This window comes from Enterobacter sp. MG-EB028 (genome assembly GCF_056673305.1).
In genome coordinates, this window is sequence record NZ_CP195079.1 from 1,053,509 (window position 1) to 1,068,127 (window position 14,619).

The 14,619-nt window shown below is 57.0% G+C and carries 13 protein-coding genes; 10 read left to right on the forward strand and 3 right to left on the reverse strand.

What is annotated here, in order from left to right; all coding sequences use genetic code 11:
* Positions 1 to 66 precede the first annotated feature (66 nt).
* The 5 genes from ACR42C_RS04875 (at position 67) to ppnP (ending at position 2,704) form a co-directional block, all read left to right on the forward strand.
* On the forward strand, positions 67 to 525 hold the full coding sequence (locus tag ACR42C_RS04875) for a YaiI/YqxD family protein (RefSeq protein WP_010428006.1): 459 nt from the start codon (positions 67 to 69) through the stop codon (positions 523 to 525).
* 144 nt (positions 526 to 669) lie between these two features.
* Positions 670 to 1,194 carry a shikimate kinase AroL gene (gene aroL / locus ACR42C_RS04880; protein ID WP_163330408.1) on the forward strand — a complete coding sequence of 175 codons (525 nt, stop codon included), beginning with the start codon at positions 670 to 672 and terminating at the stop codon, positions 1,192 to 1,194.
* A 44-nt stretch (positions 1,195 to 1,238) separates the two neighbouring features.
* Positions 1,239 to 1,430 (forward strand): protein YaiA, encoded by a 192-nt coding sequence (gene yaiA, locus ACR42C_RS04885; protein ID WP_013095817.1) that lies wholly within the window; start codon positions 1,239 to 1,241, stop codon positions 1,428 to 1,430.
* A gap of 237 nt (positions 1,431 to 1,667) precedes the next feature.
* Positions 1,668 to 2,345, forward strand: a complete 678-nt coding sequence (locus ACR42C_RS04890) for an AroM family protein (RefSeq protein ID WP_479984831.1) — start codon at positions 1,668 to 1,670, stop codon at positions 2,343 to 2,345.
* Between the two features lie 71 nt (positions 2,346 to 2,416).
* Positions 2,417 to 2,704, forward strand: coding sequence for a pyrimidine/purine nucleoside phosphorylase (gene ppnP, locus ACR42C_RS04895; RefSeq protein WP_008503270.1), 288 nt, complete (start codon positions 2,417 to 2,419; stop codon positions 2,702 to 2,704).
* 48 nt (positions 2,705 to 2,752) lie between these two features.
* Here ppnP and rdgC read toward each other — a convergent pair whose 3' ends face one another.
* Positions 2,753 to 3,667 (reverse strand): recombination-associated protein RdgC, encoded by a 915-nt coding sequence (gene rdgC / locus ACR42C_RS04900; RefSeq protein ID WP_479984832.1) that lies wholly within the window; start codon positions 3,665 to 3,667, stop codon positions 2,753 to 2,755.
* Positions 3,668 to 3,790: 123 nt separating this feature from the next.
* On the opposite strand from rdgC, the gene mak reads away from it, so the two are divergent.
* Positions 3,791 to 4,696, forward strand: coding sequence for a fructokinase (gene mak / locus ACR42C_RS04905; RefSeq protein ID WP_479984833.1), 906 nt, complete (start codon positions 3,791 to 3,793; stop codon positions 4,694 to 4,696).
* A gap of 75 nt (positions 4,697 to 4,771) precedes the next feature.
* Here mak and sbcC read toward each other — a convergent pair whose 3' ends face one another.
* Together sbcC and sbcD are read right to left on the reverse strand one after the other, a co-directional pair.
* Positions 4,772 to 7,903: an exonuclease subunit SbcC gene (gene sbcC / locus ACR42C_RS04910; RefSeq protein WP_479984834.1), complete on the reverse strand. Its 3,132-nt coding sequence runs from the start codon at positions 7,901 to 7,903 to the stop codon at positions 4,772 to 4,774.
* Positions 7,900 to 9,105 (reverse strand): exonuclease subunit SbcD, encoded by a 1,206-nt coding sequence (sbcD, locus tag ACR42C_RS04915; protein ID WP_479984835.1) that lies wholly within the window; start codon positions 9,103 to 9,105, stop codon positions 7,900 to 7,902. Before sbcD ends, sbcC begins: the two co-directional genes overlap by 4 nt.
* Before the next feature lie 187 nt (positions 9,106 to 9,292).
* Between sbcD and phoB the strand changes: the two genes are divergently transcribed.
* The 4 genes from phoB to proY all read left to right on the forward strand — a co-directional run bounded on the left by phoB (position 9,293) and on the right by proY (position 14,483).
* On the forward strand, positions 9,293 to 9,982 hold the full coding sequence (phoB, locus tag ACR42C_RS04920; RefSeq protein ID WP_008503265.1) for a phosphate response regulator transcription factor PhoB: 690 nt from the start codon (positions 9,293 to 9,295) through the stop codon (positions 9,980 to 9,982).
* A 21-nt stretch (positions 9,983 to 10,003) separates the two neighbouring features.
* Positions 10,004 to 11,299 carry a phosphate regulon sensor histidine kinase PhoR gene (phoR, locus tag ACR42C_RS04925; RefSeq protein WP_116341651.1) on the forward strand — a complete coding sequence of 432 codons (1,296 nt, stop codon included), beginning with the start codon at positions 10,004 to 10,006 and terminating at the stop codon, positions 11,297 to 11,299.
* Positions 11,300 to 11,708: 409 nt separating this feature from the next.
* Positions 11,709 to 13,028 (forward strand): branched-chain amino acid transporter carrier protein BrnQ, encoded by a 1,320-nt coding sequence (gene brnQ / locus ACR42C_RS04930; protein WP_116341649.1) that lies wholly within the window; start codon positions 11,709 to 11,711, stop codon positions 13,026 to 13,028.
* Positions 13,029 to 13,109: 81 nt separating this feature from the next.
* Positions 13,110 to 14,483, forward strand: a complete 1,374-nt coding sequence (proY, locus tag ACR42C_RS04935) for a proline-specific permease ProY (protein WP_479984836.1) — start codon at positions 13,110 to 13,112, stop codon at positions 14,481 to 14,483.
* The last annotated feature ends 136 nt before the right edge of the window (positions 14,484 to 14,619 follow it).

Sequence of the window (14,619 nt, forward strand, 5' to 3'; positions counted from 1 at the left end):
CTGATTGATAGCTTAACAACGAAATGCAGGCGACAATAGTCGGCAGAGTCATTATGGGGAGACAATATGGCGATTTGGGTTGATGCGGACGCGTGTCCGAATGTGATTAAAGAGATTTTATTCCGCGCCGCCGAGCGCGTTCAGATGCCGCTGACGCTGGTGGCGAACCAGAATATTCGCGTACCGCCTTCGCGGTTCATCCGCTCCTTGCGCGTGCCGGCCGGGTTCGACGTAGCGGATAACGAAATAGTTCGTCTGTGCAGCGCGGAGGATCTGGTTATTACCGCCGACATACCGCTGGCGGCTGAAGTGCTGGAGAAAGGGGCGGCGGCGCTCAACCCACGCGGTGAACGTTATTCGCCTTCAACCATTCGTGAAAAGCTCACCATGCGCGATTTTATGGATACGATGCGGGCCAGCGGCGTGCAGACCGGTGGACCGGACAGCCTGTCCCAGCGCGATCGCCAGCAGTTTGCCGCCGAACTGGATAAATGGCTGCTGGAAGTGAAGCGCCGTACAGCGTAATGATAATTATTGTCAATTTGTGGTACAGTGTGGCTTCCACAGGGTTGTCATCCCGTACCGCTTTGCAGTAAAGTAATCGACACATCTTCTGCAATTATTTCTTTACACTCTTCAGCCATTCGGCATCAAGGGGAACACCTGGCTATGACCCAACCCATCTTTTTAGTTGGCCCCCGCGGCTGTGGGAAAACCACCGTTGGCCTGGAACTGGCACGCGCGTGTCATCGTCAGTTTATTGATACCGACCACTGGCTGCAGACCGAGGCCGGCAAAACCATTGCAGACATCGTGGAGCAAGAGGGATGGGAAAGCTTTCGCGCCCGCGAAACGGCCGCGCTGAAAGCGGTCACCACGCCGTCAGCCGTCATTGCGACGGGAGGCGGCATTGTTCTGGCCGAATGTAATCGTCACTTTATGCGCGAAAAAGGCATTGTGATCTATCTCTGCGCGCCGGTGGCGGCGCTGGTCGGGCGCCTTGAGGCATTTCCTGAAGAGGGACAACGCCCGGCGCTGACGTCAAGGCCGCTCAGCGAAGAGGTGAGCGAAGTGCTGGCCGAGCGCGATGCCCTGTACCGTGAAGCGGCGCACCATGTTGTGGATGCCTCTGCGGCCCCGGAAGATGTGGTAATTCAGATTATTACCGCCCTGCGTCTGGCGTGTGCCAGCTAACCGCCGTCTATACTGATAGCTCAGACATAAAAAAAGGATGAGCTATGCCAACCAGACCTCCCTATCCGCGCGAAGCACGTATTGTTACCGTTGAAAAAGGCAATGGCGACCAGACTGTCACCTGGTACCAGCTGCGTGCCGATCACCCCAAACCGGACTCGCTGATCAGTGAACATGAGACTGAACAGGAAGCGCTGGATGCCAAACGGCGCTACGAAGATCCCGATAAGTCATGAATGTTTTCCTAAACGCTCCAATACCGTGCCTGAATCACACTTTTTACTCATCGCAAATGTTAAGCAGGAGTTAATATTTAGTTATTACAGGTAGCTCCGTTACCGGCAGGCGATCTTTACATTTCGGGACAAAGATCGCCTGCTACGCTTGGTGCTGTTTTGTTGAAAAAACGAACTGTGCAGCGTAGTGAGCCTGTACCTGTGTACACGTTTTTGTAGTGATGGAAGGCGAAGAAGATGAAGGCAACGTTGGCGATCCTCACCATTGGTGTGGTCCCTGTAAGCGAAGTGTTACCGCTCTTAACCGAGCATGTATCTGAACAACAGATCACGCATCTTAGCCTGCTGGGTAAGATGAGTCGGAAAGAGGTCATGGAAGACTACGCTGTAGAGGCGGGGGAGGATCCCCTGGCGACGTTATTAAGCGACGGTAAACTGGCGCATGTTTCTCGACAGAAAATTGAGCGTTCGCTGCAGGCTGTAATAGAAGTCCTCGATAATCAAGCGTATGACGTTATTTTGCTGATGAGTACCGCCCCCATTAAGGGACTCATTGCGCGTAATGCGATTCTGCTTGAGCCAATGCGAATTATTCCTCCGCTGGTTGCCTCCATTGTTGACGGGCACCAGGTTGGGGTTATTGTGCCCATTGAGGAGCTCATGGACAACCAGGAAGCAAAATGGCATGTGCTCGAAAAAACGCCCCTGTATGCGCTGGCAAATCCCTTCTGGGACAGCGAGGCTAAACTCATTGCTGCCGGGAAGGCGCTGCTGGAGAGAGGGGCAGATGTGTTGATTCTGGACTGTCTTGGTTTCCACCAGCATCACCGCGATTTACTGCAAAAGGCGCTGGACGTGCCGGTGCTGTTATCCAACGTTCTGATGGCTCGCCTGGCCTCAGAGCTTCTGACGTAATGATTTTGCGTGACAGGTGATGAGCATGGCCCCTATAGTGAATTTTTATCTCTGAATATAAGGGCCAGTTCATGCTTCAAAGTAACGAATACTTTTCCGGTAAAGTGAAATCCATCGGTTTTACCAGCAGCAGCACTGGCCGCGCCAGTGTGGGCGTGATGGCTGAAGGGGAATACACCTTTGGCACGGCTGAAGCGGAAGAGATGACGGTGGTCAGCGGCGCGCTGAACGTCTTACTGCCGGGTGAAACGGAATGGAAAGTTTACGCTGCCGGGCAAGTTTTCAACGTACCTGGCCACAGCGAGTTCCATTTGCAGGTTGCTGAGCCGACCTCTTATCTGTGCCGCTACCTGAAATAAAAAATAAGCCGGGTGGCGCTCACGCTTACCCGGCCTACGTTTTGCCTGTTATCTCTGCGCTTCGCCGCCAAGACCTTCCACCAGATTCTGAATTAACGCGGCCAGCTCGCCGGTCATCAGGATAAAGTCCGCGTCAAAGCGCTGGGCGTAATCTTCCCGGTCGATATCTTCGTTCTGATCGCGCAGTTCATCGCAGAACTTCAGACGCTTCACGGAGCCGTCGTCACACATCACGAACTGAATGCGCTGCTGCCAATCGAGCGCCAGTTTGGTGACCACTTTACCAGCCTCAATGTGTACGGCGATCTCGTCGCTCACCAGATCCTGCTTCTTCGCGCGGATCACGCCGCCATCTTCCAGCAGGGCTTTCAGCTCGGCCTCGTCCAGGATCTGGAAACCTTGCGCCGCGGTACCGCTGCGGACCCATTCGGTCAGGGTCAGCTCAATCGGCGTTTCCAGCGCCAGCGGAACGACCGGTAAAGAGCCGATGCTTTTACGCAGCAGGGCCAGCGTATCTTCGGCTTTTTTGGCGCTGGAGCAGTCCACCATAATCAGCCCGTTAACGGTATCGATCCACATCATCGTCTGGCTGAAGCGGCTAAAGGCACGCGGCAGCAGAGAGTGCAGCACTTCGTCTTTCAGCGAATCTTTTTCGGTTTTTTTCAGCTTGCGGCCCTGTTCGGCTTCCAGCTTGAAAATTTTTGCTTCAAGCGCCTGCTTAACCACCGGCGTGGGCAGAATTTTCTCTTCTTTGCGGGCGCAGACGATGATTTGACCCGTGCTGCTGGCGTGGGTCAGTGCATCGCTTTGTGAGCCCATTGGCGGAACCCAGCCGGTTTTCGCCATATCCTGGCTACCGCAAGGGGAAAAGCTATAAGCGGCTAACTGTTTTTCCATCTCTTCTGCGCGCAGCGAAACGTCGCGGCTGAGACGGTAAACCATCAAATTTTTGAACCACAGCATGATAATTTCCACGGCCTTGTCGTTAAATCAGCGGGCATGATAACGAATTGTCGCATCGCTTGCATTGCTAATCGGGAAGCGTGCTTCTACTCTGTTGATAATCAAAATAATGAGGAGAGTCTTGTGCGTATTGGGATTGATTTGGGCGGCACCAAAACAGAAGTCATCGCACTGAGCGAGCAGGGGGAACAGCTGTTTCGCCATCGTCTGCCGACGCCGCGCGATGACTATCACCAGACGATCGAGACGATTGCCCGGCTGGTCGATATGGCCGAGCAGGCGACAGGACAAACCGGCAGCGTCGGGATGGGGATCCCGGGGTCGATCTCGCCGTATACCGGGGTGGTAAAAAACGCCAACTCCACCTGGCTCAACGGTCAGCCGTTTGATAAAGATTTAAGCGTGCGCCTGAACCGGGAAGTGCGTCTGGCCAACGACGCTAACTGCCTGGCGGTCTCTGAGACCATCGACGGCGCGGCAGCCGGGGCGCAGACCGTGTTTGCGGTGATTATCGGTACCGGCTGCGGCGCGGGTGTGGCCTTTGGCGGACGTGCCCATATCGGCGGCAACGGCACGGCGGGCGAGTGGGGACACAACCCGCTGCCGTGGATGGATGAAGATGAGCTTAAATACCGCGCCGAGGTGCCGTGCTACTGCGGCAAGCAGGGCTGTATCGAGACGTTTATCTCTGGCACCGGTTTTGCGACCGACTACCATCGCCTGAGCGGTCAGCCGCTCAAGGGGAACGAGATTATGCGTCTGGTGGAAGAACAGGATCCCGTGGCCGAACTGGCGCTCAGCCGCTACGAAATGCGTCTGGCGAAATCGCTGGCGCACGTGGTGAATATTCTTGACCCGGACGTGATTGTGCTCGGCGGCGGCATGAGCAACGTTGATCGACTGTACGCCACGGTACCGAACCTGGTGAAACAGTGGGTCTTCGGCGGCGAGTGTGAAACCCCGATCCGCAAAGCCGTCCACGGCGACTCCAGCGGCGTGCGAGGCGCGGCGTGGTTATGGCCGGAATAAACGCATGTTGTGTTAGTACCCTCTCCCTGTGGGAGAGGGCCAGGGTGAGGGCATCAGACCGAACGATCCCCCCATTTATTCCACCGCAAACACCCTATCCAGCCTGCTATACCCCAGCCCGTTGATTTTCTTCACCTTAATCTGCACCGGAATGCGTTCTTTCATCGCTTCAACGTGGCTGATCACCCCGATGGTTTTTCCAGTGGCGTTCAGCGCGTCGAGCGCATCCAGCGCGGTATCCAGCGTTTCACTGTCGAGCGTGCCGAACCCCTCATCCAGGAACAGGGAATCAATTCGCGTTTTATGGCTCACCAGATCGGACAGCGCTAACGCCAGCGCCAGGCTGACCAGGAAGCTTTCGCCGCCGGAGAGCGTACGCGTATCGCGCACCGCATCGGCCTGCCAGGTGTCGACCACTTCCAGCTCCAGCGCCTCGCTGGCTTTGCGCTGCAGTAGATAACGCCCGTGCAGGCGGTTGAGCTGCTGGTTAGCGAGCCAGACCAGGTTATCCAGCGTCAGCCCCTGCGCGAACTTGCGGAATTTGTCGCCGGTGCTGGAGCCAATCAGCGCGTTCAGATATCCCCAGTCATCTGCCTGGCGCGCGGCCTCTTCAATTTGCAGCATTAACGCCTGCTGATGCTGGCGGTTATCGCTGTCCTGCTTAAGCTGCTGGCGGATCTCGCCCTGATGCGTGGTGTTCTCGCGAAGCCGTTGCGCCAGCTGCTGCAGCTGGCTTTGCAGAGTTGACGCATCCGCATCAAGTTCTTCCGGGCGCAGCGCAAGGTGCGCCTGCAGCTGCTGATTAGCCTGGCCGGAAAGGGCTGCGGCCTGCTGTATCTGGTTTTCCAGCGACTGTTTCAGCTGCTGGAGGTGACTGATAGCGTCGTCGTCCAGCAGGGCCGCAAGGAACGCCTCCCGATCGGCAAAACAGCTCGCTGCGATCGCCGCGGTGAATTGCGTCTGCGACTGCTGCAGGCGCTCGTGCTCCAGCGCTTCCTGCTGCTGCTGGGCGGTGAGCTGGCTTTGCAGCGACACGCATTCATTGTGGATGTCGCGCCAGCCATCAGGAATGGCCGGTTCAGCCTCTTCGCTGTTTGTTGCCGGAAGCGTGTCGAGCAGCGGCTTCAGCGCGTTTATATGTTCCTGAAGCACGCCGTGCTGCGTTTGCTTCTCCTGCCATTGAGAGAATTCCGCTTCGCGGGCGTGCAGCCAGCCGGCTTCATTACCCTCTTCGGGAATGCTAAGCGAGAGTGCGAGCAGGGTGTGTTCCAGCGCCTGGCGGGCGGCCGTCAGCTGCTGCTGATACTGGCGCTCCTGCGCTTCCTGCTCGTTCAGCTGGTTTTGCAGGGTCAGGCGCTGGCTGAGCTGATAAAGCTGCCGCTCGTACTGTTCCTGCTCGTTCATCCATGGCGCGATATCCTCCTGAATATTCAATGCGATATTCAAAGACGCGCAGGCCTCCACCCACGCTTTAGTGAGTGCTTGCTCCTCCTGAGACAAGGCCTGCGCTTCGTCTGTCTCACGCTGGATTTGCTGAGCCAGGGCATTCACCTGCCCCAGCACCAGCAGGCCTTCCTCTTTAAGCGCGGCGACCTCTTTTTCCAGCGCATCACGGCGGCGCTGGTTATCCGTCAGCTCAAGCGACCGGTATTGCTCAACGGCAGGATGGTCACTGGAGCCGCACAGCGGACAGGGTTTGCCTGCCTCAAGCTGTGAGCGATAGCTTTCCAGATCTTTAATCGTCGCTTCACGTTCGCACAGGGCCTTCAGGTCCAGATAGTGCTGGTGTTTCTCTTTGTACCGCTGGCGGCGCAGCGCCAGCGTTTCATTGAGCTTGCTCTGCTCAGCCTGGGCTTTTTGCGCGCTTTCACCGCTCTGGCGCAGGCGTTTTTGCAGCGGCTGATAGCGGGCATGGAGCGACGTCAGCTGCTGACGCAGCGTTCGGGACCGGGACTGCTGCTCCATGGCCGCGCTGACCTCATCCGCCGTCAGCGTCAGCGTATTTTCCGGCATCTCCGCCAGCTTCTGACGTAGCTCAGTCATCCGCGCAGCAAGTGCGGCGAGCTGACTTTTGTCACGGTTTAGCTGTGAGAACTGGGCGCGCCAGCCGGCAATTTCCTGTCCCAGCAGGCGATAACGCTCGTGCTCCGCCAGCCACTGCGCCAGTGCCGTCAGTTCGGCCTGTAGCCGCTCATGGGTACGCAGGGCGGTATTGCGGATCCGCGCGCGCAGTGCGGTTTTAGTCTGTAAGCGAGTATTTACTTCGTTAATTCGCTGCTGGGTTTGCGTCAGACGTGAGGTTTGCTCCTGCTGGTGCTCCCAGAGCGGACGAAGCTGGGCGGCGGGCAGAGCAAGCTGGAGCTTTGCCAGTTCCGGCGCCGCGTTCGTTAGCGCCTGTTGCGCCTGCTGCTGCAGGGCGGTGACGCGCTGCTGCTCCTGCACAAGCTCGTCATGGCGCGTAAGCCACTGAAAATCTTTCTGCTGTCGCTGCTGTTGGGCCAGCAGGGTTTTCTCTTCGTCAGTAAGTGCCTGCAAACTTTGCTGCAACTGCTGCTGTTGCGCTTCGCTGAGCAGCACGACGCCCGCCGCCTGCGCCTCGTACTTTTCCAGCACGCCGCGTGCAGCTTTGTGTTTTTCAAACACCATGGCGGAAATCTGACCGTAGATCTCGGTGCCGGTTAGCTCTTCCAGCAATTCTGCGCGATCGCCCGGTTTGGCATTAAGGAAGGCGGCAAACTGCCCCTGCGAGAGCAGCATCGAGCGGGTAAAGCGGCCGTAGTCCAGCCCGGTGAGCGCCGCGGTTTGCTCCAGTTTATCCGAAACTTTATCGGCCAGAATCTTGCCGTCCTCGCAGCGGGCCAGCTCCACGCGCGGTGCCTGTAAGTTCCCGTCCGGCTGGTTGCGCGCCCGGTTCTGGCTCCAGAAGGCGCGATAGGCAACGCCTTTCACCTCAAACTCCACTTCCGCCAGGCACTCGGCGGTGTCGCGCGTCATCAGGTCGTTTTGCGCCTGAGAGACTTTATTCAGGCGCGGCGTTTCGTGGTAGAGCGCAAGGCAGATGGCGTCGAGCAGGGTGGTTTTGCCCGCACCGGTTGCGCCGGTGATGGCAAACAGGCCGTTGCTGGCAAACGGCTCTGCGGTGAAGTCAATTTTCCACTCGCCCTTGAGGGAGTTGAGATTTTTCAGACGCAGGCTCAGAATTTTCATGCGTTTTCTTCCTCGTCATTGAGGGCGTGCAGGGTATGGCTGAACAGCTCGTTGAGCCGGACGCGCTTCGCATCATCGATCTCTTCCTGCGACAGGCGGCGTTCAAATACCTCTTCTACCCGCAGTTCACTGAGGGTTTCGCGCTGGGTGCCGAGCAGAATTTTCTCGCGCTGCTCGCGGCTGCGGCGCACCAGCAACACCTCTACCGGCAACTCTTCGGTCAGCGCCTGAATTTTCCGCTGTATATCGTGGAGATAGTCGTAGGTGGTGATTTCGATATCCAGCCAGACGGGCGGGTTAAGCTCCGCGCCGCGCCACTGCTCAAGCTGGGCGGTAATGGCGTCCAGATCGCCCTTCAGCACCGCCAGCGGCTGGGTGACCGGTACCTCCAGCGTCTCGACGGCGCTGAGTTTACCCTCGCTGAAGCTCACCAGATGCACGGACTTGGCTTTCCCGGTTTCATCGAAGCTGAGCGAAATAGGGGAACCACAGTAGCGGATATGCTCGCAGCCGCCGATGACCTGGGCACGGTGAATGTGCCCGAGCGCGATGTAGTCGGCTGGCGGGAAGTTTTGCGCCGGGAACGCATCCAGCGTGCCGATATAGATCTCGCGGACAGCGTCACTTTTACTGGCCCCGACGGTGGTGAGGTGCCCGGTGGCAATGACCGGAATGGCCTGTTCACCGCGCAGGGCGCAGGCATCGGCATGCTGCTGGTGGTAATAATCGGTGATGGCCTGTAATAAATGCTGCTGCTTTTCCGCACCCGACAGCCCCGCCTGGCTTTGCAGGATGTCGCGCGGCCGTAAAAACGGAATGGGGCACAGTACCGCCCCCGGGGTGCCGTCGCGTTTTTTCAGGATCTGGGGCGCGTGCCCGGCGCTGGCGACCACGGTGGTATTGAGAAACGCCAGGATGTCGCGGGATTCATTGAGCGTCGCGACGGAATCATGGTTGCCGGCAACAATCACCAGATGACAGCCGGTCTGCTGCAGGTTGACCACGAAGCGGTTGTACAGCTCACGCGCATAGCTGGGGGGCGAGCCGGTATCAAAGATGTCACCCGCCACGATAATCGCGTCCACCTCGTGCGTCCGGGCCGTTTCCAGCAGCCAGTTCAGGAACGCTTCATGTTCAGCCGCACGGCTTTTGCTGTAAAAATTTTGACCCAGATGCCAGTCCGAGGTGTGAAGTATGCGCATAGGAGATCCGTGGCGAAAAACGATGCGGGCGATTATAAACTGTCAGGGAGAGGAAAATAACCGCTGTAATAAAACAACAGTTTGCCATTTGTAGTGGTACTGTTTTTCATAAATCTGTCATAAAACTGACGCATAATGGCGCCGCATTACAAACTTGTAACTTAAATAAGATAAGACAGGGCAAAGTATGGCGAGACGTATTCTGGTCGTAGAAGATGAAGCTCCAATTCGTGAAATGGTGTGCTTCGTGCTCGAACAAAATGGCTTCCAGCCGGTTGAAGCGGAAGATTATGACAGCGCGGTGAACCAGCTGAATGAACCCTGGCCCGATCTGATTCTGCTTGACTGGATGTTGCCCGGCGGCTCCGGACTGCAGTTTATCAAACACCTGAAGCGTGAAGCGCTGACCCGCGATATTCCGGTTGTGATGCTCACGGCGCGCGGAGAGGAAGAGGATCGCGTGCGCGGTCTGGAGACCGGCGCGGACGATTACATTACCAAGCCTTTCTCCCCGAAAGAGCTGGTTGCGCGCATTAAAGCCGTGATGCGCCGAATTTCGCCGATGGCGGTGGAAGAGGTGATCGAAATGCAGGGCCTCAGCCTTGACCCCACCTCACACCGCGTGATGACCGGCGAAAACCCCCTCGACATGGGGCCTACCGAATTTAAACTCCTGCACTTCTTTATGACCCATCCGGAACGCGTTTACAGCCGCGAGCAGTTGCTGAATAACGTCTGGGGAACTAACGTGTATGTCGAAGACCGGACGGTTGACGTACATATCCGCCGCCTGCGAAAAGCGCTGGAACTGAGCGGCCACGATCGCATGGTACAGACGGTCCGCGGCACGGGTTATCGTTTCTCGACCCGTTTCTGAACAATGACAGGAGTGTGACGCGTGCTGGAACGTCTGTCATGGAAAAGGCTCGTCTTTGAACTGATCTTATGCTGTATTCCGGCCCTTCTTCTGGGGGCCTTTCTTGGGCATCTGCCGTGGTTTCTGCTGGCGGCGGTCACCGGGCTGTTAGTCTGGCATTTCTGGAACCTGCTGCGTCTCTCATGGTGGCTGTGGGTTGACCGCAGCATGACGCCGCCGCCGGGAAGCGGCAGCTGGGAGCCGCTGCTGTACGGTCTGCACCAAATGCAGATGCGTAATAAAAAGCGCCGTCGCGAGCTGGGAAGCCTGATCAAACGCTTTCGCAGCGGTGCAGAGTCGCTGCCGGATGCGGTGATCCTGACGACCGAAGAAGGAACGATCTTCTGGTGTAACGGCCTGGCGCAACAGCTGCTGGGTCTGCGCTGGCCGGACGATAATGGTCAGAACATCCTCAACCTTCTGCGTTATCCCGAGTTCACGCTGTATCTGAAAAAGCGTGATTTTACCCGTCCCCACAATCTGAAGCTGAATAACGGTCGCCATCTGGAAATCCGCGTTATGCCCTACAGCGATCGCCAGTGGCTGATGGTGGCGCGCGACGTTACCCAGATGCACCAGCTGGAAGGGGCGCGTCGTAACTTCTTCGCCAATGTGAGCCACGAGCTACGCACTCCGTTGACCGTGCTGCAGGGCTACCTGGAGATGATGCAGGAGCAAACCCTGGAAGGCGCGCCGCGTGAAAAAGCGCTGCACACGATGCGTGAGCAAACGCACCGTATGGAAGGGCTGGTGAAACAGCTGCTGACGCTCTCGAAGATTGAAGCGGCGCCGTCGCTTGCGCTGAATGACACCATAGATGTGCCAATGATGCTGCGCGTCGTTGAGCGTGAAGCGCAGACGTTAAGCCATAAAAAACATCAGCTGACCTTTGAGGTCGACAATACGCTGAAGGTGCTGGGCAGCGAAGATGAACTGCGTAGCGCCATCTCCAACCTGGTGTACAACGCGGTAAACCATACGCCGGAAGGGACGGATATCGTAGTGCGCTGGCAGCATACGCCGACAGGCGCCGAGTTTAGCGTGGAGGATAACGGGCCGGGGATTGCCCCGGAGCATATTCCGCGCCTGACCGAGCGTTTCTACCGGGTGGATAAAGCGCGATCCCGGCAAACGGGGGGGAGCGGACTGGGGCTGGCGATTGTGAAACACGCGGTGAATCACCATGAAAGCCGTCTTGATATCCAGAGTACCCTGGGTAAGGGAACCCGCTTCAGTTTCGTTATCCCGGAACGATTAATTGCCAAAAAGAGCGCCTGACGGCAGGTATGTCATTTTACCTTTCCACGGGTCAGCGTTTGCTGGCCCGTTTGCTTTGCAGTCAAGCGAAACGCGTGTGAATTTTATACGGCTGTCTGTTTTTTGTTCGCATGATTAGCCATGGGTTTTTCTTATAATTAGCGTATTGTGCTGGAGTATATTTTCATGCTGGCATATTGTTCTGGTTTTACGATCCCACCTTGCCTTTAAACGTTATAAGCGTTTAAATTGCCCCCCAGATACTGTCAGACCGACTGTATTTGCGTGGTAAATCGAAAAACTATTCTTCTCCACGCCAGGACGGGAGCATTTCCCGCTGAAATTGAGCAAATTTTCGGCTGTATCGTCCCGTCAGGGGAATCGAAAATCTCAACGTTTTCAACACCACATCCACAGGCAGTAAGGTTTTATGACCCATCACTTAAAATCGCGTGACATTATCGCGCTGGGCTTTATGACATTTGCGCTGTTCGTTGGCGCAGGCAACATCATTTTCCCTCCAATGGTTGGCTTACAGGCGGGTGAACACGTCTGGACCGCCGCGTTTGGTTTCCTGATTACTGCCGTGGGTCTGCCGGTCCTGACCGTTGTCGCGCTGGCGAAAGTCGGCGGCGGCGTGGATAGCCTCAGCACCCCGATTGGTAAAGTGGCGGGCGTACTGCTGGCTACCGTCTGCTATCTGGCCGTTGGCCCGCTGTTTGCGACCCCGCGTACCGCGACCGTTTCCTTCGAAGTAGGTATTGCTCCTCTGACCGGCGACGGCGCGATGCCGCTGTTTATCTACAGCCTGATTTACTTTGCCATCGTGATCCTGGTTTCCCTCTATCCGGGCAAGCTGCTGGACACGGTCGGTAACTTCCTGGCACCGCTGAAAATTGTGGCGCTGATCGTGCTGGCCGTGGCGGCCATCATCTGGCCAGCCGGTCCAATTAGCGACGCGATGGACGCCTATAAAAACGCCGCGTTCTCTAACGGCTTTGTGAACGGCTACCTGACGATGGATACGCTGGGCGCGATGGTGTTTGGTATCGTTATCGTTAACGCCGCGCGTTCCCGCGGTGTGACCGAAGCGCGTCTGCTGACCCGCTATACCATCTGGGCTGGCCTGATGGCCGGCGTGGGGCTGACGCTGCTGTATCTGGCACTGTTCCGCCTGGGCTCTGATAGCGCGATGCTGGTTGATCAAAACGCCAACGGTGCGGCTATCCTGCACGCTTACGTTCAGCACACCTTCGGTGGTGCGGGCAGTATGCTGCTGGCGGCACTGATCTTCCTGGCGTGCCTGGTAACCGCGGTTGGCCTGACCTGCGCCTGCGCAGAGTTCTTTGCGCAGTATCTGCCGCTCTCATACCGTACCCTGGTGTTTATCCTCGGTATCTTCTCCATGGCGGTGTCCAACCTCGGTCTGAGCCACCTGATTCAGGTCTCGATTCCGGTGCTGACGGCGATTTATCCGCCGTGCATCGTGCTGGTGGTGTTGAGCTTCACCCGTCCGTGGTGGCATAACTCCTCACGAATTATTGCGCCAGCCATGTTTATCAGCCTGATTTTTGGTATCCTTGACGGGATTAAAGCATCAGCGTTCGCTGAAATTCTGCCAGCCTGGACACAGCGTCTGCCGCTGTCCGAGCAGGGCCTGGCCTGGCTGATGCCTACCGTTGTTGCACTGGTTCTGGCGGTTATCTGGGATCGTGCTGCAGGGCGTCAGGTCGCATCTAACGCTCATTAATCAACGGCAACAAACTGTTTAACCACGGGGCTTAAGGCCCCGTGGTTTTTTGTTTTTTTCGTGTTGAATGGCAAGATTTAAATGGAAAGCACTAACAAACTTAAACGTGGATTGAGCACGCGCCACATCCGCTTTATGGCGCTGGGCTCTGCTATCGGCACCGGTCTTTTTTATGGCTCGGCAGATGCCATCAAAATGGCCGGTCCCAGCGTTCTGCTGGCGTACATTATCGGCGGCGTGGCGGCGTATATCATCATGCGCGCCCTCGGCGAAATGTCGGTTCACAACCCGTCTGCCAGCTCCTTCTCCCGCTACGCGCAGGAAAACCTCGGCCCGCTGGCCGGGTTTATCACCGGCTGGACCTACTGCTTTGAAATTTTGATTGTGGCGATTGCCGACGTGACGGCATTCGGCATCTATATGGGCGTCTGGTTCCCGGCGGTGCCGCACTGGATTTGGGTGCTGAGCGTGGTGCTGATCATTTGCGCCGTCAACCTGATGAGCGTGAAGGTGTTCGGCGAGCTGGAGTTCTGGTTCTCCTTCTTCAAGGTCGCCACCATCATCATCATGATTGTGGCCGGTTTCGGGATCATTATCTGGGGAATTGGCAACGGCGGGCAGCCGACCGGTATTCACAACCTCTGGAGCAACGGTGGCTTCTTCAGCAACGGCTGGCTCGGGATGGTCATGTCGCTGCAAATGGTGATGTTCGCCTACGGCGGTATCGAGATTATCGGTATCACCGCCGGGGAAGCGAAAGATCCAGAGAAGTCCATTCCGCGCGCCATCAACTCGGTGCCGATGCGTATTCTGGTGTTCTATGTGGGTACGCTGTTCGTGATTATGTCCATCTACCCGTGGAATCAGGTGGGTACCAACGGTAGCCCGTTTGTTCTGACCTTCCAGCATATGGGGATTGCCTTTGCGGCCAGCATTCTTAACTTTGTGGTGCTAACCGCGTCTCTCTCCGCGATAAACAGTGACGTCTTTGGCGTGGGCCGCATGCTTCACGGCATGGCGGAGCAGGGCAGCGCGCCGAAGGTGTTCGCCAAAACCTCACGCCGCGGTACGCCGTGGGTGACGGTGTTGGTGATGACCGTAGCGCTGCTGTTCTCGGTTTACCTGAACTACATCATGCCGGAGAACGTTTTCCTGGTGATTGCGTCCCTGGCGACCTTCGCGACGGTATGGGTATGGATCATGATCCTGCTGTCGCAGATTGCCTTCCGCCGTCGTCTGTCGCCGGATGAGGCGAAAGCGCTGAAGTTTAAGGTGCCGGGCGGGGTGGCGACAACCGTGGTCGGGCTGATCTTCCTGGTGTTTATTATTGGCCTGATTGGCTACCACCCGGATACCCGCATTTCCCTGTACGTGGGCTGTGCGTGGATCGTTCTGTTGCTGATCGGCTGGGTGTTTAAGTGCCGCCGCGACCGCCAGCTGGCGGAAGCGCAGTAATATCCATTTTCCCTCTCCCCGTGGGAGAGGGTTAGGGTGAGGGCATCAGGCCGCACAGATGCCTCCTCCCCCGTCCTCCTCCCCCAATAAATCACGTCATGGTGAGCTATCCTTAACCACCCTGTGGCAAGGTGAC

Coding starts and splice junctions, on each gene's coding strand:
- yaiA (WP_013095817.1), top strand. CDS start 1,239: ATGCCAACCAGACCTCCCTATCCGCGCGAAGCACGTATTGTTACCGTT.
- sbcC (WP_479984834.1), bottom strand. CDS start 7,903: ATGAAAATTCTGAGCCTGCGTCTGAAAAATCTCAACTCCCTCAAGGGC.
- aroL (WP_163330408.1), top strand. CDS start 670: ATGACCCAACCCATCTTTTTAGTTGGCCCCCGCGGCTGTGGGAAAACC.
- ACR42C_RS04875 (WP_010428006.1), top strand. CDS start 67: ATGGCGATTTGGGTTGATGCGGACGCGTGTCCGAATGTGATTAAAGAG.
- phoB (WP_008503265.1), top strand. CDS start 9,293: ATGGCGAGACGTATTCTGGTCGTAGAAGATGAAGCTCCAATTCGTGAA.
- rdgC (WP_479984832.1), bottom strand. CDS start 3,667: ATGCTGTGGTTCAAAAATTTGATGGTTTACCGTCTCAGCCGCGACGTT.
- ACR42C_RS04890 (WP_479984831.1), top strand. CDS start 1,668: ATGAAGGCAACGTTGGCGATCCTCACCATTGGTGTGGTCCCTGTAAGC.
- proY (WP_479984836.1), top strand. CDS start 13,110: ATGGAAAGCACTAACAAACTTAAACGTGGATTGAGCACGCGCCACATC.
- sbcD (WP_479984835.1), bottom strand. CDS start 9,105: ATGCGCATACTTCACACCTCGGACTGGCATCTGGGTCAAAATTTTTAC.
- brnQ (WP_116341649.1), top strand. CDS start 11,709: ATGACCCATCACTTAAAATCGCGTGACATTATCGCGCTGGGCTTTATG.
- ppnP (WP_008503270.1), top strand. CDS start 2,417: ATGCTTCAAAGTAACGAATACTTTTCCGGTAAAGTGAAATCCATCGGT.